The sequence below is a fragment of the Pseudomonas sp. 09C 129 genome (assembly GCF_002843625.1).
Lineage (GTDB): Bacteria > Pseudomonadota > Gammaproteobacteria > Pseudomonadales > Pseudomonadaceae > Aquipseudomonas > Aquipseudomonas chlororaphis.
The window spans coordinates 254,211-280,356 of record NZ_CP025261.1 but is presented as its reverse complement, the minus strand read 5'-3'; the positions used below and the strand labels follow the sequence as shown (position 1 = coordinate 280,356).

At 61.9% G+C, this 26,146-nt stretch carries 22 protein-coding genes; all 22 read left to right on the top strand.

The features are described from left to right. Positions 1-7: 7 nt before the first annotated feature. The 22 genes from tssE (at position 8) to CXQ81_RS01255 (ending at position 26,056) form a co-directional block, all read left to right on the top strand. On the top strand, positions 8-415 hold the full coding sequence (gene tssE, locus CXQ81_RS01365) for a type VI secretion system baseplate subunit TssE (protein ID WP_087087493.1): 408 nt from the start codon (positions 8-10) through the stop codon (positions 413-415). A 10-nt stretch (positions 416-425) separates the two neighbouring features. Next, the gene (locus tag CXQ81_RS01360; protein ID WP_087087495.1) at positions 426-932 is read left to right on the top strand and encodes a PAAR domain-containing protein; all 507 of its coding nucleotides are present in this window, start codon (positions 426-428) and stop codon (positions 930-932) included. Between the two features lie 3 nt (positions 933-935). Further along, the gene (locus tag CXQ81_RS01355) at positions 936-1,775 is read left to right on the top strand and encodes a hypothetical protein (protein WP_101336285.1); all 840 of its coding nucleotides are present in this window, start codon (positions 936-938) and stop codon (positions 1,773-1,775) included. Between the two features lie 420 nt (positions 1,776-2,195). After that, complete coding sequence (locus CXQ81_RS01345; protein ID WP_256583122.1) at positions 2,196-2,546, top strand: hypothetical protein; 351 nt, start codon at positions 2,196-2,198, stop codon at positions 2,544-2,546. A gap of 20 nt (positions 2,547-2,566) precedes the next feature. After that, the gene (locus tag CXQ81_RS01340) at positions 2,567-2,986 is read left to right on the top strand and encodes a hypothetical protein (RefSeq protein WP_157832228.1); all 420 of its coding nucleotides are present in this window, start codon (positions 2,567-2,569) and stop codon (positions 2,984-2,986) included. 24 nt (positions 2,987-3,010) lie between these two features. Beyond that, entirely contained in the window at positions 3,011-4,798 is a 1,788-nt protein-coding gene (tssF, locus tag CXQ81_RS01335; protein WP_101336283.1) for a type VI secretion system baseplate subunit TssF, read from the top strand. Beyond that, complete coding sequence (gene tssG, locus CXQ81_RS01330) at positions 4,762-5,769, top strand: type VI secretion system baseplate subunit TssG (protein ID WP_007930277.1); 1,008 nt, start codon at positions 4,762-4,764, stop codon at positions 5,767-5,769. Before tssF ends, tssG begins: the two co-directional genes overlap by 37 nt. A gap of 11 nt (positions 5,770-5,780) precedes the next feature. Further along, positions 5,781-8,435: a type VI secretion system ATPase TssH gene (gene tssH, locus CXQ81_RS01325; RefSeq protein WP_007930275.1), complete on the top strand. Its 2,655-nt coding sequence runs from the start codon at positions 5,781-5,783 to the stop codon at positions 8,433-8,435. 10 nt (positions 8,436-8,445) lie between these two features. After that, positions 8,446-9,963, top strand: a complete 1,518-nt coding sequence (locus CXQ81_RS01320; protein ID WP_062824223.1) for a sigma-54-dependent Fis family transcriptional regulator — start codon at positions 8,446-8,448, stop codon at positions 9,961-9,963. A gap of 95 nt (positions 9,964-10,058) precedes the next feature. Continuing rightward, the gene (locus CXQ81_RS01315; protein WP_007930271.1) at positions 10,059-10,199 is read left to right on the top strand and encodes a hypothetical protein; all 141 of its coding nucleotides are present in this window, start codon (positions 10,059-10,061) and stop codon (positions 10,197-10,199) included. A 17-nt stretch (positions 10,200-10,216) separates the two neighbouring features. Beyond that, positions 10,217-11,410 (top strand): type VI secretion system-associated FHA domain protein TagH, encoded by a 1,194-nt coding sequence (gene tagH / locus CXQ81_RS01310; RefSeq protein ID WP_101336282.1) that lies wholly within the window; start codon positions 10,217-10,219, stop codon positions 11,408-11,410. 5 nt (positions 11,411-11,415) lie between these two features. Continuing rightward, complete coding sequence (tssJ, locus tag CXQ81_RS01305; RefSeq protein WP_007930268.1) at positions 11,416-11,916, top strand: type VI secretion system lipoprotein TssJ; 501 nt, start codon at positions 11,416-11,418, stop codon at positions 11,914-11,916. A gap of 2 nt (positions 11,917-11,918) precedes the next feature. Then, positions 11,919-13,250: a type VI secretion system baseplate subunit TssK gene (gene tssK, locus CXQ81_RS01300; RefSeq protein WP_007930267.1), complete on the top strand. Its 1,332-nt coding sequence runs from the start codon at positions 11,919-11,921 to the stop codon at positions 13,248-13,250. Between the two features lie 5 nt (positions 13,251-13,255). Then, positions 13,256-14,125 carry a type IVB secretion system protein IcmH/DotU gene (icmH, locus tag CXQ81_RS01295; RefSeq protein WP_007930266.1) on the top strand — a complete coding sequence of 290 codons (870 nt, stop codon included), beginning with the start codon at positions 13,256-13,258 and terminating at the stop codon, positions 14,123-14,125. Between the two features lie 14 nt (positions 14,126-14,139). Next, on the top strand, positions 14,140-17,667 hold the full coding sequence (gene tssM / locus CXQ81_RS01290) for a type VI secretion system membrane subunit TssM (RefSeq protein ID WP_101336281.1): 3,528 nt from the start codon (positions 14,140-14,142) through the stop codon (positions 17,665-17,667). Further along, positions 17,667-18,395, top strand: a complete 729-nt coding sequence (locus CXQ81_RS01285; RefSeq protein WP_007930264.1) for a PP2C family serine/threonine-protein phosphatase — start codon at positions 17,667-17,669, stop codon at positions 18,393-18,395. The genes tssM and CXQ81_RS01285 overlap by 1 nt, the downstream gene beginning before the upstream one ends. Beyond that, positions 18,392-19,456, top strand: a complete 1,065-nt coding sequence (locus CXQ81_RS01280; RefSeq protein ID WP_101336280.1) for a serine/threonine-protein kinase — start codon at positions 18,392-18,394, stop codon at positions 19,454-19,456. Before CXQ81_RS01285 ends, CXQ81_RS01280 begins: the two co-directional genes overlap by 4 nt. 21 nt (positions 19,457-19,477) lie before the next feature. Beyond that, on the top strand, positions 19,478-21,838 hold the full coding sequence (locus CXQ81_RS01275) for a type VI secretion system tip protein VgrG (RefSeq protein ID WP_101336279.1): 2,361 nt from the start codon (positions 19,478-19,480) through the stop codon (positions 21,836-21,838). Between the two features lie 12 nt (positions 21,839-21,850). After that, positions 21,851-24,037, top strand: coding sequence for a phospholipase D-like domain-containing protein (locus tag CXQ81_RS31395; RefSeq protein ID WP_101336278.1), 2,187 nt, complete (start codon positions 21,851-21,853; stop codon positions 24,035-24,037). A gap of 43 nt (positions 24,038-24,080) precedes the next feature. Then, entirely contained in the window at positions 24,081-24,890 is an 810-nt protein-coding gene (locus tag CXQ81_RS01265; protein WP_178081039.1) for a tetratricopeptide repeat protein, read from the top strand. Further along, complete coding sequence (locus tag CXQ81_RS01260) at positions 24,877-25,743, top strand: tetratricopeptide repeat protein (RefSeq protein WP_101336276.1); 867 nt, start codon at positions 24,877-24,879, stop codon at positions 25,741-25,743. Before CXQ81_RS01265 ends, CXQ81_RS01260 begins: the two co-directional genes overlap by 14 nt. Before the next feature lie 103 nt (positions 25,744-25,846). Next, on the top strand, positions 25,847-26,056 hold the full coding sequence (locus CXQ81_RS01255) for a hypothetical protein (protein ID WP_101336275.1): 210 nt from the start codon (positions 25,847-25,849) through the stop codon (positions 26,054-26,056). Positions 26,057-26,146 lie beyond the last annotated feature (90 nt).

Here is a 26,146-nt window from a genome sequence, read left to right as displayed (position 1 = left end):
CTAGGTCATGACCGGATACGGCAGCCTTTTCGAACGCCTGAGTGGCGAGGCCGACAAACGTGTCGGCTGGAGCCGCGAGGTTTCCGCCATGGCGTCGGTGGCTGCCCATCTGGGCAAGATGCTCAGCACCCGTGCGGGCAGCGTGCAGACGCTGTCCGATTACGGGTTGCCCGATCTCAACGACATGCGCCTGAGCCTGCACGACGCCCTGAGCCAGGCCCGCCTGGCCATCGAAAGCTTCATCGAAGCCTACGAGCCGCGTCTGAGCAACGTGCGTGTCGTTTCCCTGCCGCGTGATCACGACCAGCTCAAGCTGGCTTTCAGTATCGAAGGCCTGCTTGAGGTGGACGGGTTCAAGCGCCAGGTCAGTTTTTCCGCGCGCCTGGATGGCAGCGGTCAGGTCAAGGTCAGTTAAGGAGACGAGGATGTCAGGTAAACCCGCAGCACGCGTCAGCGACCCCACCGCCTGCCCGCTCCCCGGCCACGCAACCAACCCGATCGCCGCCGGTTCCGGCGATGTGTTCTTCGATGGCCTCGCGGCCGCCCGCCAGGGCGATGCCTCGGCCTGTGGCGGAGCGATGTCCGGCGGCCTGGCGACCACGGTGCTGATCAACGGCAAGCCGGCGGCCACGGTTGATTCGGTCGGGACTCATGGAAATATCGTTATCGGTGGGTCGGGGACGGTGATTATCGGGAATTCCCACTCGGCGGCGTCGTTTGCTCCTCCATTACCGCTGACTATTCCTGGATTTGATGAGCAGTTTGCGCTGACAGATGAGGCGGGAGCTCCGATTGCCAATCGCCGATATCTGCTTGTTCGCGAAGATGGCTCGCAGGAAGAAGGGATTACCAACGATGCAGGGCTTACTCATCGGCTTGCTCGACATGAGCGAGCAGAGAAAGTCGAAGTCTACGTAGCCGCGGGAAGCTGATGAATGGCCACTGATACCATCAACACTTCAAGTGGTACTTTCAAAAAAGTCGCTACGGTGCAGAGTTCCCCTACCAAAGAACTTGTGCCCAAGCCGGTTGTAGTTGAGCAAGGGCTGACCGTATTTTTGGGTGGCGCTGGGATGATTGGTGGTTATAACGCCGATATGATCAACGCATTTACCGAGACCGGCATTGCTAACGTTGTCTACGGAAACTATTCATCCCTGATCACTGGGGCCGATGAGTATGTCCATCCAATGATTGATATGCTCGCCGACGCATCGTCGGTTATTTTTTATAATCAGGACAGTAGTCGGCCGGCAGAGTTTGAATATGATCAGGTGGGCGTTGTAAAAGAAAGAACCGATTTGTATGGTTTGGTCGCTGTTAAAAGCACTATGCCGGTTATAGAAAGCCAACCTGCGGATTTTTCCCTTGCTGCCATTGGCATATCAAAGAAGATTCCGACTTCCGGGCAGTTCAATATTGTCGGGTACTCATGGGGGGCGGTAATTGCGGCGCGTAGCGCTATGTATCATGCGCGCAAGGATATTATCGTCGATCACTTGGTTCTGATCGGTGCACCGATCAATCAGGACTTGAAGGATGCGGTAACCGGGCATCCGAAAATAATCAAGACAATAATTATTGACCTGGCGGATAAGGGCGATCCGATTTATGCCGGGATGACGGATGCCGAATTGGTTGGCGTTGCACCCGAGCTTGCGGGGCAGATGTCAGGGACTAACCAAGGACACTTTTACTATTCAGGGGATGATGCAGACGGTCAATTAAGGCATCGGGAACTTGCAAAGCGGCTTTATGACGAAGGGCTTCGATAAAGTGATGCGATATTTCGTTATCTTCATTTCTCTTGTCATGCTGTCTTTGAGCTTTATCGATCCCAAAGCCCCGTGGGGGGTTAGTGTCGACTTTATGGGCTTATCGCTCCCTCAGGCGGGGTATACATTTTTTTTCGTGGTTTGTATTTTTCTTTATCTTCCGATGATAGTTGTCGGTCTTTATTATTTTGTAAAAAGTGCAGTTCGTTTGGTCAGGTTTCGAGATCTCAGGGGTGGGTTCGAGCCGTTTATTTTGTTTGCGCTCATTGTGGTGAGTTTGAGCCGGTTCGGCGATTGGGTTGTTTATGAAATTTTCTAAATTCCAACCTTGTCGCTGCAATCAATGGGTGTCCCGTGAATTGTTCTAACGGGCCAATGCCAGCCATTGCTGCACCCTCGATGAAGGGTAAGGCGTTCAGGTTGCTCAACGCATTCCTTTGCTCAGTCGGCTTGCTGGCGATTCTGCTGCTGTTTGCGCTGCTGTTTACCTGGCAGCGGGATACCCCGCCAAAACTGTTCGCTCATCCCAATGCGCTGTGGGTTGGCGCGGAGGATGGTGGTGTGTTCGTCGAAATCGCCAAGGCCGAGGCGCCGGATTATTACGTTGAGATCCGGCATGAGAATGGGGACATCTGGGGTGAAGGCTGGATTCGGTACGACGGCAAAGATGGCTTTCCGCTGAGTGCCGCGGCCATCACCGGGTTTGATGGCGAGGCGCTTTATCTACAGACCAGCGTTGCGATTACCTCTGAAAAAGCGGGGGCGCAGTAATCATGGGAGAGAGGGGTCGCATGCTCAGTGCAGGCCGCCGTCGCTTGCTTGTCACAGCCCTCTGGATTCCGCTGGCCGTTCTCCTGCTCATGCTGCTGGACGAGTGTCTGAGAGGCACCCCCTTGACCGTCGAGTTGTTCGAGACCTACGCGTCGACCATGGGCATTGTGGCGTACATCGCCTTTGCCCTTCTGGAAATGCGCCTGCTGCGTGGCAAGAGCGAGCAACAAATACTCGCGCGGGTCTGGCTCGGGCCGTTGCTGTTCATCCCTTTTTACGCCGCTTCGTGGGTGCTTTTCCGGTTGGCAAAAATGCTTGGCGGTGATGCCAGTGACGTTGCACCGATGTTGGGTTGGCTGGTTTTCATTCCGTGTGTCCTCATCGTGGGCTACGTGGTTTCCGGGCTGACGGTTGCGCTCTACAGGACGGTTTATTCATGAGATTCAATACCAGGCAGGTAACCCGTGTCCTTTAACCACTACTACCAAAGCGAACTCACCGCGCTGCGCCAGCTGGGTCGCCGTTTCGCCGAGCGTAGTCCGGCCCTGGCGCCGTTCCTGGGCCAGGCCGGGCGGGATCCGGATGTGGAGCGCCTGCTCGAAGGTTTCGCCTTTCTCACTGGTCGCCTGCGACAGAAGCTCGATGACGAGCTGCCGGAACTCAGCCACTCGCTGATGCACTTGCTGTGGCCGAACTACATGCGGCCGTTGCCGGCGTTCAGCATTCTGCAGTTCGACCCGCTGAAGCAGTCCGGGCCGGCCCTGCGCGTGGAGCGTGATACGCCGGTGGAGAGCAAGCCCATCGATGACGTGCGCTGCCGCTTCCGCACCTGCTACCCGACCGAAGTCCTGCCGCTGGACCTGACGGCGCTGAACTACTCGGTGAAAGGCGACGGCGCGCTGCTCAGCCTGCGCCTGGAGATGAGCTGCGACGGCCACCTCGGCGAGTTGAACCTGAGCCGTCTGCGCCTGCACCTGGCGGGCGAGCGCTACATCAGCCAGATGCTCTACCTGAGCCTGCTGCGCAACCTCGAAGGCATCGAGCTGGTGCCGCTGGGCATGGACGGCAAGCCGTTCCCGGGTGTCAGCGGCAATGCCATGTCGTTCAAGATGCCCGGCAACCGCGTGCAGCCGGTGGGCTTCGCCGAGGAAGAGGCGTTGATCCCGTATCCGCTGAATACCTTCCGCGGCTATCGCTACCTGCAGGAGTATTTCGCCTTCCAGGACAAGTTCCTGTTCGTCGACCTGGACGGCCTGGACCTGCTCAAATCGCTGCCGGAGGACACCCTCAAGCAGCTGCACGGCCTGGAAGTGCGCTTCGACATCCGCAAGAGCGGCATCCAGCGCCTGCGGCCGACCCTGGACAACGTGAAGCTGTATTGCACGCCGATCGCCAACCTGTTCAAGCACGACGCCCTGCCGATCCGCCTCGACGGCAAGCAGGACGAGTACCTGCTGCTGCCGGCCGAATACGACCTGGAAAACTGCGGCGTGTTCTCGGTGGAAACCGTGACCGGCTGGAAGCCCGGCGGCCTGGGTTACCAGGAATACGTGCCGTTCGAATCCTTCGAGCACGACCCGAGTTTCGACGTCCCGCAAAGCCGCCCGCACTACAGCATCCGCCAGCGTTCCTCGCTGCTGCACGACGGCCTGGACACTTACCTGAGCTTCGGCATCCGCCACACCGAAGCCCACGAAACCCTGTCCATCGAGCTGACCTGCACCAACCAGAACCTGCCGCGCCGGCTCAAGCTCGGCGAGATCAACCAGGCGTGCGAGGAAACCCCGGAGTTCCTCAGTTTCCGCAATATCACCCCGGCCACCTCGAGCTACGCGCCACCGCTGAACCGCGACTTCCTGTGGAAGCTGATCAGCAACATGTCGCTCAACTATCTGTCGCTGGCCAACGTCGATGCGCTCAAGGTGATTCTCGAAACCTACGACTTGCCGCGCTACTACGACCAGCACCTGGAAAAGGTCAGCAAGCGCCTGCTGGGCGGGCTCAAGTCGATCCGCCACGAGCATGTCGACCGGCTGCATCGGGGCCTGCCGCTGCGCGGTTTGCGCACCGAGCTGACCATCGACCCGGAAGGCTATATCGGTGAAGGCGACATGTTCGTCTTCGCCTCGGTTCTCAACGAGTTTTTCGCTCTTTACGCCAGTCTCAACTCGTACCACGAGCTGCGGGTAAAAAGTACACAGGGAGAGGTGTACCAATGGACACCACGTATGGGTCTACAGCCCCTGCTTTAAGCGGGCTGACCCGGGTCATTCGCGAGTACTCGCTGTTTCAGGCCGTGCTGCTGGTGGTGGACCGGCTGCGCGATTCCCACCCGGGCCTGAGCGAAGAGGATCTCTACGACCAGCTGGAATTCCAGGCCAATCCGAGCCTGGGTTTCCCTGGCAGCGACGTCGATCGCGTGGAGTTTTTCGAAGAGCACGGGCAGATGCGCGCGCGCCTGCGGTTCAACCTGATCGGGCTGTTCGGCTCCGGCTCGCCGCTGCCGGCGTTCTACGGTGAACAAGCCTTGGGCGACAGCGAAGACGGCAACCCGACCCGCAACTTCCTCGACCTGTTCCACCATCGCCTGCAACGGCTGATGCTGCCGATCTGGCGCAAGTACCGTTACCGCGCCAGCTTCAAGAGCGGCGCGCTCGACCCGTTTTCCGCCCAGCTGTTCGCCCTGATCGGCCTCGGCGGCGAAGACATCCGCAAGGCCAAGGAACTGAACTGGAAGCGCCTGCTGCCGTACCTCGGCCTGCTCAGCCTGCGGGCCCACTCGGCGGCATTGATCGAGGCCGTGCTGCGCTACTACTTCAAGCATGCGGACCTGGTGATCGAGCAGTGCATCGAGCGCCGGGTGGAGATTCTCGAAGAGCAGCGCAACCGCCTCGGCCGCGCCAACAGCCAGCTCGGCGAAGACCTGGTGCTGGGCGAACGGGTGCGCGACCGCAGCGGCAAGTTCCGCATCCATATCCGCCAGCTCGACTGGCAACGCTTCCACGAATTCCTGCCGATCGGTTTCGGCTACCAGCCGCTGTGCGCGCTGGTGCGGTTCACCCTGCGTGACCCGCTGGACTACGACATTCGCCTGGTCCTGCGCCAGGAAGAAATCCGCGAACTGCGCATCGGTGAGCAGAACGCCTGTCGCCTGGGGTGGACCAGTTGGCTCGGCCGCGAACGCGCGGACGGCGTGGTGACCCTGGGCAGCAAAATTCATTAAGGACAGATGACATGATCAACGTAGACCTGCAGCAACTGATCCAGGCGCTGGACGCCGAAACCCGCCGTGACCTGGAAAGCTCCGCCGAACGTTGTGTTGCCCGGGGCGGCAGCAAGATCCTGGTCGAAGACCTGCTGCTGGGCTTGCTGGAGCGTCCGCAAGGCTTGCTCGCACGCGCGTTGCAGGACGCCGAAGTGGATGCCGGCGAGCTGAGCGCGGCGCTGCAATCGCGGGTCGAACACAGTGCCTCGCGCAACCCGGTGTTCGCCCCGGAGCTGGTGCAGTGGCTGCAGGACGCCTTGCTGGTGGCCAACCTCGAACTGGGCCAGAGCCAGGTCGAGCAGGCGGCGCTGATCCTCGCGCTGCTGCGCAACCCGATGCGTTATGCCGGTAGCCGTTACCAGCCGCTGCTGGCCAAGCTGAACATCGAGCGCCTGAAGGATTTCGCCCTGTCACAGAAGGAAGAGCCGGCCAGCGGCAAGCCGGCAGCGCCGGGCGAATCGCTGTTGCAGCGCTTCACCCACAACCTGACCCAGCAGGCGCGCGAGGGCAAGCTTGACCCGGTGCTGTGCCGCGATGGCGCGATCCGCCAGATGGTCGACATCCTTGCCCGTCGCCGCAAGAACAACCCGATCGTGGTCGGCGAAGCCGGTGTCGGTAAGACCGCGGTGGTCGAAGGCCTGGCCTCGCGCATCGCCGCCGGTGAAGTGCCGCAAGTGCTCAAGGGCGTCGAGCTGCTGTCGCTGGACATGGGCCTGCTGCAAGCGGGCGCCAGTGTGAAGGGCGAGTTCGAGCGCCGCCTCAAGGGCGTGATCGACGAGGTCAAGGCTTCGCCTAAGCCGATCATTCTGTTTATCGACGAAGCCCACACCCTGATCGGCGCCGGTGGCAACGCCGGCGGCTCCGACGCGGCCAACCTGCTCAAGCCAGCCCTGGCCCGTGGCGAGCTGCGCACCATCGCCGCCACCACCTGGGCCGAGTACAAGAAGTACTTCGAGAAAGACCCGGCCCTGGCCCGTCGCTTCCAGCCGGTGCAGTTGCACGAGCCGACCGTCAGCGAGGCGGTGACCATCCTGCGTGGCCTGGCCCAGGTCTACGAGAAAAGCCACGGTATCTACCTGCGCGACGACGCGGTGGTGGCCGCGGCCGAACTGTCGGCCCGCTACCTGGCCGGCCGCCAACTGCCGGACAAGGCGGTGGACGTGCTCGACACCGCCTGTGCCCGGGTGCGCATCAGCCTGGCGGCGGCGCCGGAGAGCCTGGAGCGCCTGCGTGGCGAGCTGGCCGAAGGTGGCCGTCAGCGTCAGGCGCTGCGCCGCGACGCCGAGGCCGGCCTGGTGATCGACCAGGAAGCCCTGGACGCGCTGGAGGCCCGCCTGGCCGAGGCCGAGGCCGAGCAGCAAGCCCTGGAAACCCTGTGGAGCGAACAGCGCACCTTGGCCGAGCGCCTGCTCGAACTGCGCCAGCAACTGGCCAAGGCCCGCGAGGCCGCGGCGGTCGAGCCGACCGTCAGCGTTGAAGAAGATGCCGAAGGCACGGTGATCGAGACCCTCGCCGCCGAAGTGGAAGAGGGGCAGAGCGTCGAGGCGCTGGAAGCCGCCCTCAACGAAACCCATCGCGCCCTGAGCGATGCCCAGAGCCAGGAGCGCCTGGTCAGCTTCGAAGTCTGCCCGCGCCTGGTGGCCGAAGTGATCAGTGCCTGGACCGGCGTGCCGCTGACGCAACTGGCCCGCGAGCACAACGCCAAGGTCGCGAGTTTCGCCACCGACCTGCGCGCGCGCATTCGTGGTCAGGAGCAGGCGGTGCACGCCCTGGATCGTTCGATGCGCGCCACCGCCGCTGGCCTGAACAAGCCGGACGCGCCAGTGGGCGTGTTCCTGCTGGTGGGCCCGAGCGGCGTCGGCAAGACCGAAACCGCCCTGGCCCTGGCCGACCTGCTGTACGGCGGCGACCGCTTTATCACCACCATCAACATGTCCGAGTTCCAAGAGAAGCACACCGTGTCGCGCCTGATCGGCGCGCCTCCAGGCTACGTCGGCTACGGCGAGGGCGGGATGCTCACCGAGGCGGTGCGGCAGAAACCCTATTCGGTGATTCTGCTCGACGAGGTCGAGAAAGCCGACCCGGACGTGCTCAACCTGTTCTATCAGATCTTCGATAAAGGCGTGGCCAACGACGGCGAAGGGCGCGAGATCGACTTCCGCAACACGCTGATCCTGATGACCTCGAACCTGGCCAGCGACCGCATCAGCGCGCTGTGCGAGAACGGCGAGCGGCCGAGCGCCGAGACCCTGGAAGAGACCATTCGCCCGGTGCTCAGCAAGCACTTCAAGCCGGCGCTGCTGGCGCGCATGCGCGTGGTGCCGTACTACCCGGTGGGCGGCCCGGTGCTGCGCGAACTGATCGAAATCAAGCTGGGCCGTTTAGGTGAACGCCTGAACCGTCGCCAGCTGGATTTCACTCACTGCCAGAACCTGGTCGACCATCTGGCCGAGCGCTGCACCCAGAGCGAAAGCGGCGCGCGCCTGATCGATCATTTGCTCGATCTGCACGTACTGCCGCTGGTGGCCGACCGCCTGTTGGACGCCATGGCCACCGGCGAGAACCTCAAGCGCGTGCACGCGACGCTCGACAGCAGCGGCGGCGTGACCTGCGAGTTCGCCTGAGGTGGGTGTGATGTTCACTCGTGTACCGCAACCGCTGATCTACGCCGAGGCGCTGCTGGCGCAGTTCGCCAGCCTGTCGCGGGCGGCCGACGGTGGCGCGCTGCTGGGCGATTTCGTGCGCGGTGTGGCCGGGCTCAGCGGTTGCGAGCTGAGCCAGCTGTACCTGCTCGATGCCACTCATACCCGGCTCGGCCTCAGCGCCGAATGCCTGGGCGGCATCCTGCAACCGCGGGAAGCGGCAAGCCTGCCGGCGGACTACAACGGTGAGCAGTTGCTGCAGTTCGCCCTGTGCCAGAACCGCGTGGTGAGCCTGGTGGGGTTGAGCGGCAGCCTGCACGAAACCAGTTTTCTGCCGGCCCGGGACACGCCCTGGCAGTCGCTGTTGTGCGTGCCGCTGGTGAACACGCAAAAGGCCGTCGAGGGCCTGCTGCTGTGCGCCAGTCGCGAACATGTCGACCTGCAGGGCTTCGCCGATTCCATGGGCCAGCTGGGCTCGTTCGTGCTCGGGCAATTGCACCTGCTGCAACGCCTGCGGCGTCCGGTGGGCGACGCGGCGCCGGTGGCCAGCACCCCGGTCAGCGCCAGCGGCTACGGGCTGATCGGCAACAGCACGGCCATGCGCCAGACCTACCAGTTGATCAGCAAGGTGCTGCACAGCCCCTACACCGTATTGCTGCGCGGCGAGACCGGCACCGGCAAGGAAGTGGTGGCGCGGGCCATCCACGACTACGGCCCGCGACGCTCCCAGGCGTTCATCGTGCAGAACTGCGCGGCGTTCCCGGAGAACCTGCTGGAGAGCGAGCTGTTCGGCTACCGCAAGGGCGCCTTCACCGGCGCCGATCGCGACCGTCCGGGGCTGTTCGACGCGGCCAATGGCGGCACCCTGTTACTGGACGAAATCGGCGACATGCCGCTGTCCCTGCAGGCCAAGCTGCTGCGCGTGCTGCAGGAGGGCGAGATCCGTCCGCTGGGTTCCAACGACACCCACAAGATCGACGTGCGCATCATCGCCGCGACCCACCGCGACCTGGCGGTGCTGGTCAGCGAGGGCAAGTTCCGCGAGGACCTGTACTACCGCCTGGCGCAGTTCCCGATCGAGCTGCCGGCCCTGCGCCAGCGCGAAGGCGACATCCTCGACCTGGCCCGGCACTTCGCCGACAAGGCCTGCGCCTTCCTCCAGCGCGACCCGGTGAGCTGGTCGGAAACCGCCCTCAATCACCTCTCGGGCTACACCTTTCCGGGCAACGTGCGCGAGCTCAAGGGCCTGGTGGAGCGGGCGGTGCTGCTGTGCGAAGGCGGCGAGCTGCTGGCCGAGCATTTCTCCCTGAGCATCGAAGCGTTGCCGGAGGAACCCGGGCTGAACCTGCGCGAACGCCTGGAGAAGGTCGAGCGTCATCTGCTGCTCGATTGCCTGCGCAAGAACGACGGCAACCAGACCCTGGCGGCCCGCGAGCTGGGGTTGCCCAGGCGCACGCTGCTGTACCGCCTCGGGCGGCTGAACATCAATCTTGGCGACTTCGAGGGTTAGCGCGACATGACTTTCCCCAGCGCCTTTTTCGTTTCGCCAGGCGTCGCCCGCAAGGGTCGGCGCTTTGTGCATTGTCTACCCATGGAGACCCTCTGATGTCTGTTCGTCACTGGCAAGCCGCCCTGCTGGCTCTGATCGTTCTCAGCGGCCTCGGCGGCTGTAGCGGTAATTACAAATTCAACGACAACACCTATCGCCCATTGGGTGATCCGCAGGCGGTCAATCGCGGCAAGTGACCGCAAGGAGCATCATCATGGAACTGGTTTTCGAAATGCTGAACACCAAGCAGTTCGTGCCCACGGAGTTGAGCAGCAAAACCTTCAAGCAGGCCGGCGGGGTGATCGGGCGGGGCGAGGATTGCGACTGGATCATTCCGGACCGCAAGCGTCACCTGTCCAATCACCACGCGATCGTCAGCTACCGCGACGGTACGTTCTTCCTCACCGATACCAGCAGCAATGGTATCCAGGCCAGCGACAGCGGCGCGCGCCTGCGCAAGGGCGAGCCGCAGCGTATCGAGCACGGCAGCGTCTATGTGCTGGGGGATTTCGAGATCCGCGCGCGCCTGGTGCGCGATCCGGCGACCTTCGACACCGAAGTCGGGCGTCCGCAGGCCGCTGGCAGCATCATTCCCGATGACGCATTCCTCGACCTCGACCCGCTCAACGCGCTGGATCAGCAGGAGCGGGTGTATTCGGAAATCGACGAGCTGACCGCGCTCAACACGCCGCGCCAGGAACCACGCCAGCGCGCGGACTATGCGCGCATCGACATGGAAAGCCTGCTGGTGCCGGAACTGGTGGCGCAGCCCGAGGCACCGGTCGCCGTCGAGCCGGCCCCGGTGGAACGCCAGAGCGAAGGCTTCTGGGAGCATTTCGGCGCGGCGCTGGGGGTGGACCTCAAAGGCCTCGATCACGACGCCCGCGAAGCCCTGGCAATCGATGCCGCGCGCCTGCTCAAGCAAAGCATCGGCGGCCTGCAGCAGAGCCTGCGCACCCGCAGCGAGCTGAAAAACGAACTGCGCCTGGCCCTGACCACCGCCCAGGGCGGCAGCAAGAACCCACTGAAGTTCGCCGTGGACGCCAGCGAAGCGCTGGGCATCCTGCTGCAAGGCAACAAACCCGGCCAGTTGCCGGCCGAGCAGGCGATCTCCCGTGCCTTCCGCGATCTGCAGGCGCATCAGGTGGCGCTGCTGACCGCCAGCCGCGCGGCCGTGCGCGGCACCCTCGAGCATTTCTCGCCGCAGCAGCTGACCCTGCGTTTCGAGCGCGACAACAAGCCGTTGCTGGCCACCTCCGGCAGCCGCTGGAGAGCCTACAACCGCTATCACCAGGCCCTGCGTCAGGACGATGACTGGAGCGAACGCCTGCTGGCCCGTGACTTCGCCCAGGCCTACGAAGAACAGATCCGCCTGATCTCCACCCTTCACACCGAACACCAAGGATGATGCGCATGTCTCGCTGCTCGACCCTGTTACTCAAGACGCTGGCCATGCTGACCGCCCTGGCGTTGCTGGCCGGCTGCTCGTCGCTGTCGCCGTACTCGACCATGACCAAGCTCAACCTCAAACTGACCGCCAGCGACCAGCTCAACCCGGACCTCAACGGTCGCCCGTCGCCGATCGTGGTGCGGCTGATCGAGCTCAAGCATCCGGTGGCCTTCGAGAACGCCGATTTCTTCAGCCTCTACGAGCGCGCCAAGGAGTCCCTGGCGCCGGACATGGTGGCCAGCGAAGAACTGGAACTGCGCCCGGGTGAAACCGTGGAACTCAAGCTCAGCGTCGAAGAAGGCAGCCGCTACGTCGGCGTGCTGGCGGCCTACCGCGATATCTCCGAAGCCCAGTGGCGCTATGTGGTGCAGCTCACTCCGGTGGAGCTGACCGAAGCCGATCTGACCCTCGACCAGGCCGGTATCCGCACCAGCAACGCAACGCTCGCCAAGGCGGACAAGTAATCATGAACGTGCATAAAGTCATTTGGCAGGAAGGCATGTTGCTGCGCCCGCAGCACTTCCAGCACAACGATCGCTACTACGACTACCAGATGAAAACCCGCACCCAGTTGCTGGGCAGTTATTCCTGGGGATTCCTGAGCCTGGAGATCGACCTGCAGTTCCTCAACATGGGCAAGCTGGTGATCAGCCAGGCCTCCGGCATCCTGCCTGACGGCAGCCTGTTCGAGCTGGGCGGCAACACCGAACCGCTGGCCCTCGACGTGCCGCCGAACACCGGTAACACCCCGGTCTACCTGGCCTTGCCGCTGGTGACCGGCAACCACATCGAGTCGCGCCGTCCGGAGCAGTCCGATGTGCTGGCGCGCTACACCGCCTACGAGGCGGAAGTGGCCGACTCCAACGCCGGCGACGATTCCAGCAGCCAGGTCAGTTGCGCCCGGCCGGACTTCCGCCTGTTGCTGGGCGAGCAACAGAGCGACCAGGCCTATGTGAAGCTCAAGCTCTGCGAAGTCCTCGACACCACGCCCGACGGGGTGATCAGCCTCGACCCGGACTTCGTGCCGACCTTCATCCACGCCCATGCCTCGAGCTACCTGCTGTCGTGCCTGAAAGAAGTGATCAGCATGCTCAGCCACCGCGGCGACACCATCGCCGACCGGATCCGCTCCAACGGCAAGGTCGGCGGCGCCGAAGTCGGCGACTTCATGATGCTGCAACTGATCAACCGCACCGAACTGCTGCTGCGCCACTACCTGGGCCTGGAGCAGGTGCACCCGGAAGAGCTGTACCGCACGCTGCTGACCATGCTCGGCGATCTGGCGACCTTCGCCAGCGACAGCAAGCGCCCGCGCCTGGACAGCCGCTACCAGCACAGCGACCAGGGCGCGAGCTTTCGCAAGTTGATGGACGCGATCCGCCAGGTACTGTCGATGGTGCTCGAACAGCACGCCATCGAGCTGGTGCTGCAGGCGCGTCAGTACGGGATCATCGTGTCGCCGTTGCACGACCACAAGCTGCTGGGGTCGGCCTCGTTCGTCCTGGCCGCCAGTGCCAACTGCGACTCCGAAGAACTGCGCCATCGCTTGCCGGCGCACCTCAAGGTCGGCCCGGTGGAGCGGATTCGCCAGCTGGTCAACCTGCACCTGCCGGGGATCAAGGTCAAACCCTTGCCGGTGGCGCCACGGCAGATCGCGTTCCACTCCAACAAAACCTATTTCATCCTCGAACTCAGTTCCGAAGACCTGGCGCAACTGGAGCGTTCCGGCGGTTTCGCCTTCCACGTGTCCGGCGAATTCGCCGAGCTTGAACTGAAATTCTGGGCCATCAGGAACTGACCGACATGATCAAGGACATGGAACACAACCAGGACGACAAGACCGTCCTGCTCGATCGCCAGGGCCATGGCCCGGCGCAGAGTCCGCTGACCGATTTCGCCGCGCCGCCGCGCTTCGAGCAACTGGAAGAGCGGATGATCTACGCCGCGCGCCTGCGCCCGGCCGAGGCCTTCAACATCAGCCTGAACGCGCTGGTGGCGGCGGCCTCGGACCTGTTGTCGGAAGTGGTGCGCCTCAAGCACAGCGACACCCGCGAAGACCTGTACGCGCTCAACGAGCGCCTGACCTCGGCCCTGAAGCTGTTCGAGGTGCGCGCCCTGCACAACGGCGCCGAAAGCAGCCAGGTCATGGCCGCCCGCTACGTGCTGTGCACCGTGGTCGACGAGGCGGTGGTCACCACCCCGTGGGGCAATGAAAGCGAGTGGTCGCAGATGAGCCTGCTCAGCAGCTTCCACAACGAGACCTTCGGTGGCGAGAAGTTCTTCCAGCTGCTGGACCGGCTGTCGAAGAACCCGGTCAAGCACCTGCCGATGCTGGAGCTGATGTACCTGTGCCTGTCGCTGGGCTTCGAGGGCAAGTACCGGGTCATGGCCCGCGGCATGCTCGAACTCGAAGGCATTCGCGATGCGCTGTACCGGCAGATCCGCCAGCTGCGTGGCGACGTGCCGCGCGAGCTGTCGCCACACTGGGAAGGCTTGCACGACAAGCGCCGCAGCCTGGTGCGCATCGTGCCGTGGTGGATGGTCGCGCTGTTCACGGTGGTCTGCCTGGTGGTGATGTATTCGGGGTTCGCCTGGGTTCTGGGCGAGCAGCGCGAGACCGTTCTGCAACCTTATCAGCAGCTTGACCCGGCCGTGGTCCAGCCCCAGCCGTAATACAGGGACGTGTGATGAAAAACTTCTTCAAGAAAGTCGGCGCCTTCCTGCGCAAGACGTGGGTCTGGACGCTGTTGCTGGTGCTGTTCGTGGCACTGCTGGTGTGGTTCGTCGGGCCGCTGCTGGCGGTCAACGACTACAAGTTCTGGGAAAGCGCGACCTCGCGCCTGCTGACCATCAGCGTGCTGTTCCTGATCTGGGGCCTGACCATGGTCTTCGTCAGCTGGCGCGCCGGGGTCCGTAAGAAAGAAATGGAAGACAGCGAAGACGGCCAGGAACGCCTGCGCCGCGAAGAGCTGATCGACGAGGAACAGAAAGAGCTGCGCAGCCGCTTCAAGGAAGCCATGCGCACCCTCAAGACCTCCAGCCTGTACCGCGGGCGCAGCGAGCGCTGGCGCAACGACCTGCCCTGGTACCTGCTGATCGGTCCGCAGAGCAGCGGCAAGACCAGCCTGCTGGACTTCTCGGGCCTTGAGTTCCCGATCAACAAGATCGACCGCAAGCTGACCCGCGACACCGTCGGCACCCGGCATTGCGACTGGTACTTCGCCGACCACGGCGTGCTGATCGACACCGCCGGCCGCTACCTGACCCAGCCCGACGCGGAAGTCGACGCCAGCGCCTGGAGCACCTTGCTCAACCTGCTGCGCAAGCGCCGTCGCGGGCGTCCGCTCAATGGCGTGTTGGTGACCATTCCGGTGGAGCTGCTGCTGAGCGGCAACGAGCAGGATCTCGAGACCCTGGCGCGCCAGGTCCGCGCGCGCCTGCAGGACGTGCACCAGAAACTGCATGTCGATGTGCCGGTGTACCTGGTGCTGAGCAAGGCCGACCAGTTGCTGGGCTTCGACGAGTTCTTCGACCAGCTGAGCCGCGAGGAAAGCGACCAGGTGCTCGGCACCAGCTTCCGCAAGGAACAGAACGGCACCGACGTCGCCGTGCTGCGCCAGGAGTTCGAAGAGCTGCTGCGGCGCCTGAACAGCCAGGTGATCATGCGCATGCACCAGGAGCGCGACACCCAGCGCCGTGGCCGCATCCTCGACTTCCCGCACCAGTTGGGCCAGATCGGCGAGCGCCTGTGCCTGTTCGTCGACATGGCGTTCACCGGCAACCGCTACCAGCGGGCCAGCCAGCTGCGCGGTTTCTACCTGACCAGCGCGCCGCACCTGACCGAAAAGCTCGACCCCGACACCGCCAGCATCGGCGCCAGCCTGGGCATGGCGGCCGGCGTGCTGCCGACCCTGCGCAGCGGCCGTTCGCGCTTCATTCACCACCTACTGAGCCGGGTGATTTTCCCCGAGGCCGACCTGGCTGGCCTGGACAAGCGCGAGCGTAATCGCATCCATTGGGGCCAGCGTGCGCTGTACGTTGGCGCGCTGGTGGCCCTGGCCTTGTTCGGCCTGCTCTGGGCCGGCGGTTTCTCCGCCAACTACGAGCGCCTGGAAAACCTGCGCTCCCTGGCGCAGAACTGGAACCAGCAGCGCACCGCGCTGACCGCCCGCGACGACGCGATGGCGGCGCTCAAGACCCTGGACACCAGCTTCGAAGCCACCAAGGTGTTCCCGGCCAAGGGCGACGTCTCGCTGCACGAGCGGGTCGGCCTGTACCAGGGCGAGGAAAGCAACCCGGTGGTGCTCAGCGCCTACGAGCGTGAGCTGCAAGCGCAGCTGTTGCCACGGGTGGCGCAGATGCTCGAAGGGCAGATCCGCAGCAACATGCGCGACCGCGACCGCCTGCTCAACAGCCTGCGGGCGTACCTGATGCTGAACATGCAGGATCGCCGCGATCCGTCCTGGCTCAAGGATTGGGTGGCCACTGATTGGTCGACGCGCTACGCCGGCAACACCGCGGTGCAGAACGGCCTGGGCGCGCACTTCGAACGCCTGCTCAAGCTGCCGTTCAGCTACCCGCTCAACGACACGCTGGTGGCCCAGGCGCGCCAGGTGCTGCGCAGCGAGTCGCTGGCCAACGTGGTCTATCGCGTGCTGCGCGAACAGGCGCGGAGCCTGCCGGAGTACCGCCTGAGCCAGCACCTGGGGCCGCAGGGTAGCCTGTTCGTCGGCACCGACTACGCGATCCCGGGCTTCTACACCCAGCAGGGTTACCAGCAGTATTTCTCGGTCCAGGGCACGGCGCTGGTCACCGATATCCTGCGTGACAACTGGGTGCTGGGCGAAGGCAGCGGCATCAGCGGCATGGACCTGCGCCGCCTGATGGTGGAGCTGGAGCAGCTGTACTTCCGCGACTACGCCAACTTCTGGAGCGAAGCAGTGGGCCAGGTCGGCCTGCAGCCGTTCAACGATGCCGGCGAAGGCGCCGATCAGGTCGCTGGCCTGACCTCGGCCAACTCGCCGGTGCTGCAACTGTTGGTGGAAGTGCGTGAGAACACCCGCTTCCAGGCCATCGCCGAAAGCGCCGAAGACGTGACCGCCGCGGCGGATAAAACCGCCGAGAAGGGCGGGGCGCTGGGCAAGGTCGCGGCGGCTGCCGCGGGCAAGGCCCAGGAAGCTTTGGCCAAGAACCTGCCGGACACCGCGAAGAAGTCGCTGCAACGTCGCTTCGAACCGCTGCACCGCCTGCTGGATGACAACAACGGCCCGGCGGCGGACCTGACGCCAGCGCTGCAAGCGTTGAACGACCTGCAACTGCAACTGGCCGGCCTGGCCCGTGCCAGCGCGCCCGAGCAGGCGGCGTTCGAAATGGCCAAGACCCGCATGAGCGGCCAGCGCGATGCCCTGAGCAACCTGCGCAACGCCTCGGTGCGCCTGCCGCGTCCGGTGAGCGTGTGGTTCAACGTGCTGGCGGAAGACACCTGGCGCCTGGTGCTCAACGACTCCTACCAGTACCTGAACCAGCGCTACCAGAGCGAGCTGTACAGCTTCTATGGCAAGGCCATCAGCAAGCGTTATCCGTTCAGCGCCCACAGCACCAGCGATGTCGCGATCAGCGACTTCCGCGAGTTCTTCAAGGCCCAGGGCATCGCCGATCGCTTCTTTGAAACCTACATGCGGCCTTTCGTCAGCGGCGATCCAGGCAACTACCGCCTGCGCAGCATCGACGGCCATAGCCTGCCGATGTCCAAGGTCTACCTCGACCAGATGGCCGCGGCCCAGGTGATCCGCCAGAGCTTCTTCTCGGAGAACCCGGCGGAGCCGCAGGTGCAGTTCAAGCTGGAGCCCTACACCCTGGACCCGGCGGTGAGCCGTTCCGAGTTCCGTTTCGGCGACAAGACCATGGAATACCGCCACGGCCCGATCGTGCCGGTGTCCTTCAAGTGGCCGACCGATGCCGAAGACGGCCGCACCAGCCTGGTGCTGGACAAGATGGCCGGGCGCCCGGTGGGTATCGAAAAGAACACCGGCCCCTGGTCGCTGTTCCGTCTGTTCGACCTGATGCAGACCGAGTACCTGACCGGCCGTGACGTGCTGGTGCTCAAGGCCGACCTGGGCGGCCTGCGCGCCAACTACCTGCTGATGAGCCAGCGCACGCCGAACCCGTTCGACATGGGTGTGCTGCGTACCTTCCGCATGCCGGTGCAGCTCTGATGCTGGTTGCCAGTACCTGGCGCAGCGCTGCGCGCACCGACCCGGGCAAGGTTCGGGCGCGCAACGAAGATGCCTTCCTCGACTGTCCGGAGCAGGGGCTCTGGGTGGTCGCGGACGGCATGGGCGGGCATCAGGGTGGCGACATCGCCAGCCAGTTGATCGTCGCCAGCCTGGCCGAGTTGCCGGCGCAAGACAGCTTCGACGAGCGGCTCAAGGGCCTGCGCCAGTGCCTGCACTGGCTGAACCGGCGCCTGGGCCAGGAGTTGACCGTCACCGCCGAGCGCCACGACAGCATCATGGGCAGCACCGTGGTCGCGCTGTTGCTGGAAGGCGACCGCGCGGCGTGCATCTGGGCCGGCGACAGCCGTTGTTACCTGTGGCGCGGGCAGCGTCTGTACCAGCTGTCCAAGGACCATTCGCTGCAGCAGCAACTGATCGACGAGCAACAGATGAGCGTCGAGCAGGCGCGGGCCCATCCGGCGGCCAATGCCCTGACCCGGGCGGTGGGCGCCAGCGAGCAGCTGACCCTGGATGTGCTGGAGCTGCAGGTCTACCCCGGCGATGCCTTCCTGCTGTGCAGCGACGGCCTGTACCAGGGGTTGACCAGCGATGCGCTGGGTAATGCCCTGAGCCTGGCTTCGCCGCAGGTGGCGCTGGAGCGTCTGTTCGACGGCGCCCTGCGTGGTTCGGCGCGGGACAATCTGACAGCCGTGGTGATCCGCCAATGAGTGATCTCAAATCCGGTCTGGATAACATCCTGATGAGCGAGGAAGAGGCCAGCAACCTGACCTATTTCGCCTTCGCCAAGGCCAATGAGGCGCCGCGTCCCGTGGCGCCCAAGGCCAAGGGCAAAGGCCGCAACCGCTCCAGGAACCGCCCCCGTTCCAAGGCCCAGGCCGTGGCGCCGGTGGGCGGGTTGCCGGACGTATTGGCCGGACGTTACCGCCTCGAGCGCCTGCTCGGGGCCGGTGGCATGGGCGCGGTCTACCGCGCGCGGGACCTGCTGCATGAGCAGTTCGGCGATCCCGACCCTTACATAGCGCTCAAAGTTATGAGCGAAGAATTTTCCGAGACGCCGGATGCCAGCGCCTTGCTCTACAGCGAGTTCGCCCTGACCCGACGCCTGCGCCACCCGAACGTCGTGCGCCTGCACAGCTTCGAGGTGGACACCCAGTGCCAGCGCGCCTTCATCACCATGGAGCTGATGCGCGGCCTGACCCTGGACAAACTGCTCTGCGAGCGGCCATTGGGCCTGCCGTGGGAAGAGCTGCGCGATGTGGTGCGGCCACTGCTCGATGCCCTGGCGTACAGCCACGCTCGCGGTGTGCTGCACGGCGACCTGAAGCCGAGCAACGTGATGCTCTGCGAAGACGGCGTGCGGCTGTTCGACTTCGGCCTGAGCCAGGCCGAGGAGGGCATCCTTCCCGGCCTGCCGCAACTGAGCCGCAGCCGCTTCAACGCCTGGACGCCTGGCTATGCCGCCCCCGAATTGCTGGAGGGCGGCACCTTGTCGGCCAGCGCCGACCTGTACGCGGTGGCCTGTGTGATCTATGAACTGGCCTGCGGCAAGCACCCGTATCGACGGTTGCCGTCGACCCAGGCCCGCGACGAACGCCTGGACCGCTCGCTACAGGCGCCCAGGCATCTACCCAGACACTGTTGGCCAGCCCTGCGCGCGGCGCTGGCCTTCGACGTGGCGCAGCGCACCATCTCCGCCCAAGCATTGCGCGACACCATGCGCGCGGATTCGTCCTGGCTGCAACGCTGGTTCCATCGGCGTAACGGATGACCATCGAACAGGGAGCAAGCTATGTTCAATCCTTCCAATGAAACCCACTTCAGCCTGACGGTCGACGACTTCCAGGGTGACCTGCAGGTGCTGTCTTTCGAGGGGATCGAAGGTATCAGCCAGCCGTTCCGTTTCGATCTGGAGCTGGTCAGCGAGAACCCCGACCTGGACTTGGAAAGCCTGCTGCACAAGCAGGCTTTTCTAGCGTTTGATCCGCAAGGCAGTGGCATCCACGGGCAGATCTACCGCGTGGCCCAGGGCGATGCCGGCAAGCGCCTGACCCGCTACCAGGTGTCGCTGGTGCCGCAACTGGCTTATCTCGAACACCGCACCAACCAGCGCATCTACCAGCAGCTGTCGGCGCCGAAGATCATCGCGCTGATCCTCGAAGAGCACGGCATCCAGGGCAACGCCTACCGGTTCCAGCTCGGCACCCCGTGCCCGGAGCGTGACTACTGCGTGCAGTACGACGAGACCGACCTGCACTTCATCCAGCGCCTGTGCGAAGAGGAAGGCCTGCATTACCACTTCCAGCACAGCCCGCAGGGCCATCTGCTGGTGTTCGGCGACGACCAGACGGTGTTCCCCAAACTCGGCCAGCCCACCGCCTATATCCAGGGCAGTGGCATGGTCGCCGACGAGCCGGTGATCAAGGGTTTCAACCTGCGCCTGGAAACTCGCACCCGCCGCACCACCCGCCGCGACTACGACTTCGAGAAGCCGCGTCTGCAACTGGAGGCCGCCTATAAACCCGAGGCTGAAAGCGAAGAACCGGACCTGGAAGACTACGACTACCCGGGCCGTTTCACCGACCGCGCGCGCGGCAAGTTCCTCAGCCAGCGCGCCCTCGAACGCCACCGCGCCGACTACCAGCAGGCCGAAGGCTGGGGCGACCAGACACGCTTGGTCAGCGGCCACTTCCTGGAACTGTCCGAGCACCCGCGCAGCGAGTGGAACGACCTCTGGCTGCTGACCCATATCGTCCACGAAGGCAAGCAGCCGCAGGTGCTGGAAGAGTCGGTGACCAGCGACACCACCGACAACAAGGATGACTTCCACCAGGGCTACCGCAACCGCTTTCTCGCCACACCCTGGCAGGTGTTCTACCGTCCGGCCCTGAACCACCCGAAACCGCGTGTCCTCGGTAGCCAGACCGCCGTAGTCACCGGGCCCAAGGGTGAAGAAATCCACTGCGACCAGTACGGCCGGGTCAAGGTGCAATTCCACTGGGACCGCGAAGGCAAAGCCGACGATAAGACCAGCTGCTGGCTGCGCGTGTCCTCCAGCTGGGCCGGCGACCGCTACGGCGCCCTCGTCATCCCGCGCATCGGCATGGAAGTGCTGGTGACCTTCCTCGAAGGCGACCCCGACCAGCCGCTGATCACTGGTTGCCTGTACCACAAGGAACACCCGGTGCCGTACGCCCTGCCGGCGAACAAGACCCGCACCGTGTTCAAGTCCATGAGCTCACCAGGCGGCGGTGGCTACAACGAACTGCGTATCGAAGACAAAAAAGGCGCCGAGCAGATCTTCATCCACGCCCAGCGCGACTGGGATGAAAACATCGAGCACGACCAGAAAATCCGCATCGGCCATGAACGCCACGACACCGTGGTCAAGAACACCTACACCGAGCTCAAGGCCGAAGAACACCGCATCACCCACGCCGACCGCAAGACCGAAACCAAGGTCGACGACCACCTGACCGTGGGCGAAAACCAGCACATCAAACTCGGCACCGCGCAACTGACCAAAGCCGGCCAGGAAATCCACCTCAAGGCTGGCGCCAAGATGGTGATCGAGGCCGGCAGCGAACTGACGATCAAGGCCGGAGGCAGTTTTATCAAACTCGATGCCGGCGGCGTCACGGTGGTGGGGCCGGTGGTGAAAATCAATGCGGGGGGAGCGCCGGGGAGTGGGACCGGGATCGGCATTCTGATGCCGGGCCTGCCGGGGGCGGCCGATGCGGACAAGGCTGGCAGCCTGATGGAGGAAGCATTGGCCAACCCGGCGAAAGAAACCGTGCCGGGTCAGCTGTGCATTCGTATTTCCCCGTTGCCCAACATGCCGGGGTATCCGGATGAGCCCTATCAGCTCTACGCCGATGGCGCACTGATCGACAAAGGCTTCAGCGACGAGAAGGGCAATGTGCTTTTCCAGCATATTCCCGGTACCCGCAACTATTCGGTGGAAACGGTGAACGGACACCGTTTCAACCTGGACATGAGCGAAACCTCGACCGAACAGACGCGCCAACGCAGTGAGCGCCTGGGGCGTGAGGGATATCGCGACTTCCCGGGTGCGGCTGCCTCTCTGGAGGCGTTGAGCAGCAGTGAGGCGTTCCGCCAATTGTGGGCGGATCAAAGCGAGCAGGAAGAGTAAAGGAAGCACTCCATGACATACCTCGATCAGAAACTGTCGATCTCGCTTGAAGAAAGCGCCGCAACCCTGACTTCGGATTGGTTCGCCCACAAGAACAATCCGCTAAGCCCGCCACGTCCGGCAGGCAACGTGGTGACGCCGCTGGTGTGTGGCGAGGAAGCCTTCAAGAAGGTCTATGAATGCATCCAGGCAGCTACGAAAAGCATTGACCTTATCAGTTGGGGCTTCGACCCGGGATTGCGTCTCGACCGGGCCTCGACCGACAGCCCCAGTCTGGGAAAACTGCTCAGGCAGAAGGCCGAAAGTGGTGTCGAGGTACGGGTACTGATCTGGAACAACCGGCTGGCCCAGCTCGGTGAAAACTCGGTGATCGGCGAGGGCTGGAGCGGCGCCGGCGGAACATCGATGGGTTCCGGAATGACCGCGGGCAAGCCGGCTGACACCAGCGCCCTGGGTGAAAAACGGAAAAAGCTCCTGGAAAAACAGCAGCAGGAGCAGGCACGCCTGGAAAAACTTCCGGCAAACGACGAGGCCGGCCGACGAGCCACGCGCGACCGTCTGATCGACATCCAGCAAAGCCTGGATGCCCTGGACAGCGGTTACACCAAGGGCCGTGATTCGGGAGGGACGGTTCAAGCCCCGAACGAACAGGTCGAGACCCGAGATTGGTATCGCTGGGTACACAGCCGCGAAGCCCGCAATATCGAGTTTCGTACGCGGGACTTCAAACTCGTAGGAGAGTTGACCTACGACGATCAAAATGGCCTGCGCATGCATTGGGGGCGTCTTGCCATCCTGTGGCGACTGCTCAAGGACGAGTCTCACGATGTGCCCTTCATGCAGATGCTGGCCCTGAGCCTATTTCCCAGCCATCACCAGAAAACCCTGGTGGTCGACTACATGGACCCGCAAAAAGCGAAAGGTCTTGTGATGGGCCACAATCTGCAGCGCAACTACTGGGACACCACCGCCCACGCCTACGACGATGCAGCCGGCAAGCGCGATCTGGGCTTCGGCCCCTGGCAGGACCTTTCCCTATTTGTACGCGGTCCGGTGCTGTTCGATCTCAATCACAATTTCTGCAATGCCTGGGACAAGAGCAGCAGTTGGATACGCCGTGTCTTCAAGGGGACCCTGAATCACGAGCGGTCGTCGGTCAAACCACTGAGCCTGATCCTCGATGGTGGAGAGCCCGCGCAGATTTGCCGGACTCAACCGGAAGAAGGCCCGGAAAAAACCATTCTCGAGGTATATGAAAAGGCCCTGGGCAATGTGCATCAGTACGCCTATATCGAGAACCAATACTTCCGCTACAAACCGCTGGCCGAACGCCTGAAGAAAGTTGCCGCCGACTATGTCGCTGCCGGCAAACAACAGGACTTGCACCTGTTCGTGGTCACCAACAACCCGGAGAGCGGGCATTTCTCCAGTTCCACCTACGAGATGCTCGACACCCTTGGCCAGGGCGAACTGATGCCCCTGGCCCACCGCGACCTGCTCTACGATCAACGCCAGCTTGCCTATCGCCAGCGCGAACTGAAGGCCCGCGACGAATCGCCGACACGCGATCAGGAGCTGGCCAAGGTACAGACGCAAATGCATGAGCAGGGTATCGATCCGAGTCGCGCCGATGAACTCCTGGCCATGGACCCCAACAAACACTACAACCAGGCCGCGGCTCGCGAACTGGAGCCGGAGATGCTGCCGCCCAAGGGGTTGAAAATCATTGTCGCGACTCTGGTCAGTTGCAAGGACGGCGGCGAAACCGCTACTGCCAAGACGCGCGAGCAGCGCCAGACCGAACGCGATATCACCGAACATCTCGGCCCGGAACAAGGAATGGCGCAGTACAAGTCCATCTATGTACACAGCAAGCTGCTGCTGGTGGACGACCTCTTCTTCACCCTGGGCTCCGCCAACATCAACGAACGCAGCCTGAACTCCGACTCCGAACTGAATATCGCCATGCCAAGCCCGCAAACCACCCGGACCTGGCGGGAGCGGTTGTGGGGGATGCATTCGGGGAAAACAGTTAAAAGCAATAAGCCTACCTTGAGTGAGAATGTTGCAGATGATTATGAAATATGGGATCGAGTAATAACGGACAATTGGGAGAAACAGAAGAAAAAACTTCCGTTGGTTGGAACAGTAGTTCGATTCTGGGATGTGGTGACACCTTATGCAAAAGCTGTTGATTAATACAATATTCGCCATATTTTTTTGTTTGACTGGAGTAGAGGCCATGGCTGACGAATTTAAGTGTGTCCATGAAACAGATGTTGCACCCCCTTTAGATAAACAGGCAGATCAATTTTTTGAACAGGCTCGTACTATTAGCAAAGAACGGCTGCCGGACTGGGTGAAGGTTGCTGATTTGTATCAAAAGGCTGTAGAAAAAAACCACTGGAAAGCCATGCATAATTTGGCGGAATTATATTTGCGTGGAGATGGTGTGCCGAAAAATACAAATAAAGCTATCGATCTTTATATGCGAATGGTCGAGCTTGAGGTTCCGTTGGGCTATTACGATATGAGTGTGATGGTACAACGAGGCGTAGGAGTTGTTCAGTCCGATAAGAGTGCAATGCAGTATTTAATTAAGGCCGCAAATTTAGGTAATCCTCAGGCTTTAACCCATATTGGGTACATATATATATATGAAAAAAATAATGATCAGTTGGGGTTGAAGCTTCTTAAATGTGCTGATAGGCAACATTATGCAGATGCTAGCTATAAAATTGCATCTTATAACAGTAATGTTGATAAGAACTATCCAGTTGCAATGTATTATTATCAGCGGGCTACTGCGTTGGGCATGCGGAAGGCAGCATTGGTCATTGAAAGCACTTTTTCGGATGGCGACTTTGGTTATAAAAAAGATGCAAAAATAGCACTTGCGTACAGTAATATTTCCAGTCAGCTGTACAAAAAGCCCGACCTTCGCTTTCCTGATTTAGCCAAAGAACATCCACTTCCACCCCACCCTATTCAGGGCTATCACGCCGACAAAGACATTAATTGGAAACCTACCGGACGTGATGATGACTATTAAAGCACTGCTGGCTGTTGTGCTATTGGGCAGCAGTGGTTTTTCCATGGCATATGATTTCAAGTGCGTTCATGAAAAAGACACTGCTCCGCCCTTGGACCAGCAAGCAGATCAATGGTTTAAACAAGCTCGGGTGCTTAGTAAAGAACGTCCGGCCGACTGGAGCAAAGTGGTCAGCCTGTATCAGCAGGCAGTAGAAAAGAACCATTGGAAAGCGATGCACAATCTTGCAGAGCTGTATTTGCGTGGTGACGGGGTAAACAAAGACACCAACAAGGCCATCGACCTATATATGCAGATGGTTAAACTGGAAGTGCCGCTGGGATACTACGATATGAGTATGATGGCGCAGCGGGGTATAGGCGTAGTTCAATCCGACAAAGATGCCATGATGTTCCTGCTTAGGTCAGGAGATCTAGGTAGCCCTCTTGCTCAGACCAAGCTAGGAAACATATATATATATGAGATAAAGAAAACCAAGCCTGGAGTAGATTATTTGCGCTGTGCCGCTCACCAAGATGATGCAAAAGCAAACTACGAACTAGCCGCCTATTACAAAATAGTAGACAAGAACTTTCCTGTCGCCATGCACTACTACCAGCGATCGGCAGCCCTTGGCGATATCAAAGGAGCATTGTTTTTCGAGAACACTTTCACAAAAGGTGATCTTGGCTACCCTAAAAACATGAAGATCGCAGCTGACTATAGCCATATATATGATCAGCTTTCTGAAAATCCAGAACTCCGCTTTCCAAAAATAGCTAAAGACTACCCGCTTCCACCCCACCCTATTCAGGGCTATCACGCCGACAAAGACATCAACTGGAAGCCGACCGGACGTGATGACGACTATTAAGAGAAAGCCAATAGCGAGAAACATCCCGAAAAAATAGCTTCAACGAGCCTATGCGAATCATCAAAACGCAACTTATGGGCCGTCCCGATAAAGGAGCCGCACAATGCATAAGATATTCACGGTACTGGCGATCTTACTGCTAGCGATCTCGATACTCAGCGCGTTACTTGGGCTGGCTGGCATTGCTGGTGGGGCAAGCGGCAGTGGGAGGATCTCCGATTCCGTTGACGTTGCGTTCCTGATTGCCAAAGTACTGCTCGCCTTGAGCCTGTTGTCTGGAGTGCTGGCTATTGCCTGGCCGAGGAGTGGATGAGGATCAGGTTTCAGGATTCACAGGGCTATAAGCGGACCGCTTCTCGCCCGATTTGTAAGGTTGCTGGTAAATGAGTGTGACTTGGTAGTC

Excerpts from the sequence above, each read along its gene's own strand:
- tssE (WP_087087493.1), top strand. The coding sequence starts at position 8 with ATGACCGGATACGGCAGCCTTTTCGAACGCCTGAGTGGCGAGGCCGAC.
- CXQ81_RS01360 (WP_087087495.1), top strand. The coding sequence starts at position 426 with ATGTCAGGTAAACCCGCAGCACGCGTCAGCGACCCCACCGCCTGCCCG.
- CXQ81_RS01355 (WP_101336285.1), top strand. The coding sequence starts at position 936 with ATGGCCACTGATACCATCAACACTTCAAGTGGTACTTTCAAAAAAGTC.
- CXQ81_RS01340 (WP_157832228.1), top strand. The coding sequence starts at position 2,567 with ATGCTCAGTGCAGGCCGCCGTCGCTTGCTTGTCACAGCCCTCTGGATT.
- tssG (WP_007930277.1), top strand. The coding sequence starts at position 4,762 with ATGGACACCACGTATGGGTCTACAGCCCCTGCTTTAAGCGGGCTGACC.
- tssH (WP_007930275.1), top strand. The coding sequence starts at position 5,781 with ATGATCAACGTAGACCTGCAGCAACTGATCCAGGCGCTGGACGCCGAA.
- CXQ81_RS01320 (WP_062824223.1), top strand. The coding sequence starts at position 8,446 with ATGTTCACTCGTGTACCGCAACCGCTGATCTACGCCGAGGCGCTGCTG.
- CXQ81_RS01315 (WP_007930271.1), top strand. The coding sequence starts at position 10,059 with ATGTCTGTTCGTCACTGGCAAGCCGCCCTGCTGGCTCTGATCGTTCTC.
- tagH (WP_101336282.1), top strand. The coding sequence starts at position 10,217 with ATGGAACTGGTTTTCGAAATGCTGAACACCAAGCAGTTCGTGCCCACG.
- tssJ (WP_007930268.1), top strand. The coding sequence starts at position 11,416 with ATGTCTCGCTGCTCGACCCTGTTACTCAAGACGCTGGCCATGCTGACC.
- tssK (WP_007930267.1), top strand. The coding sequence starts at position 11,919 with ATGAACGTGCATAAAGTCATTTGGCAGGAAGGCATGTTGCTGCGCCCG.
- icmH (WP_007930266.1), top strand. The coding sequence starts at position 13,256 with ATGATCAAGGACATGGAACACAACCAGGACGACAAGACCGTCCTGCTC.
- tssM (WP_101336281.1), top strand. The coding sequence starts at position 14,140 with ATGAAAAACTTCTTCAAGAAAGTCGGCGCCTTCCTGCGCAAGACGTGG.
- CXQ81_RS01285 (WP_007930264.1), top strand. The coding sequence starts at position 17,667 with ATGCTGGTTGCCAGTACCTGGCGCAGCGCTGCGCGCACCGACCCGGGC.
- CXQ81_RS01280 (WP_101336280.1), top strand. The coding sequence starts at position 18,392 with ATGAGTGATCTCAAATCCGGTCTGGATAACATCCTGATGAGCGAGGAA.
- CXQ81_RS01275 (WP_101336279.1), top strand. The coding sequence starts at position 19,478 with ATGTTCAATCCTTCCAATGAAACCCACTTCAGCCTGACGGTCGACGAC.
- CXQ81_RS31395 (WP_101336278.1), top strand. The coding sequence starts at position 21,851 with ATGACATACCTCGATCAGAAACTGTCGATCTCGCTTGAAGAAAGCGCC.
- CXQ81_RS01265 (WP_178081039.1), top strand. The coding sequence starts at position 24,081 with ATGGCTGACGAATTTAAGTGTGTCCATGAAACAGATGTTGCACCCCCT.
- CXQ81_RS01260 (WP_101336276.1), top strand. The coding sequence starts at position 24,877 with ATGATGACTATTAAAGCACTGCTGGCTGTTGTGCTATTGGGCAGCAGT.
- CXQ81_RS01255 (WP_101336275.1), top strand. The coding sequence starts at position 25,847 with ATGCATAAGATATTCACGGTACTGGCGATCTTACTGCTAGCGATCTCG.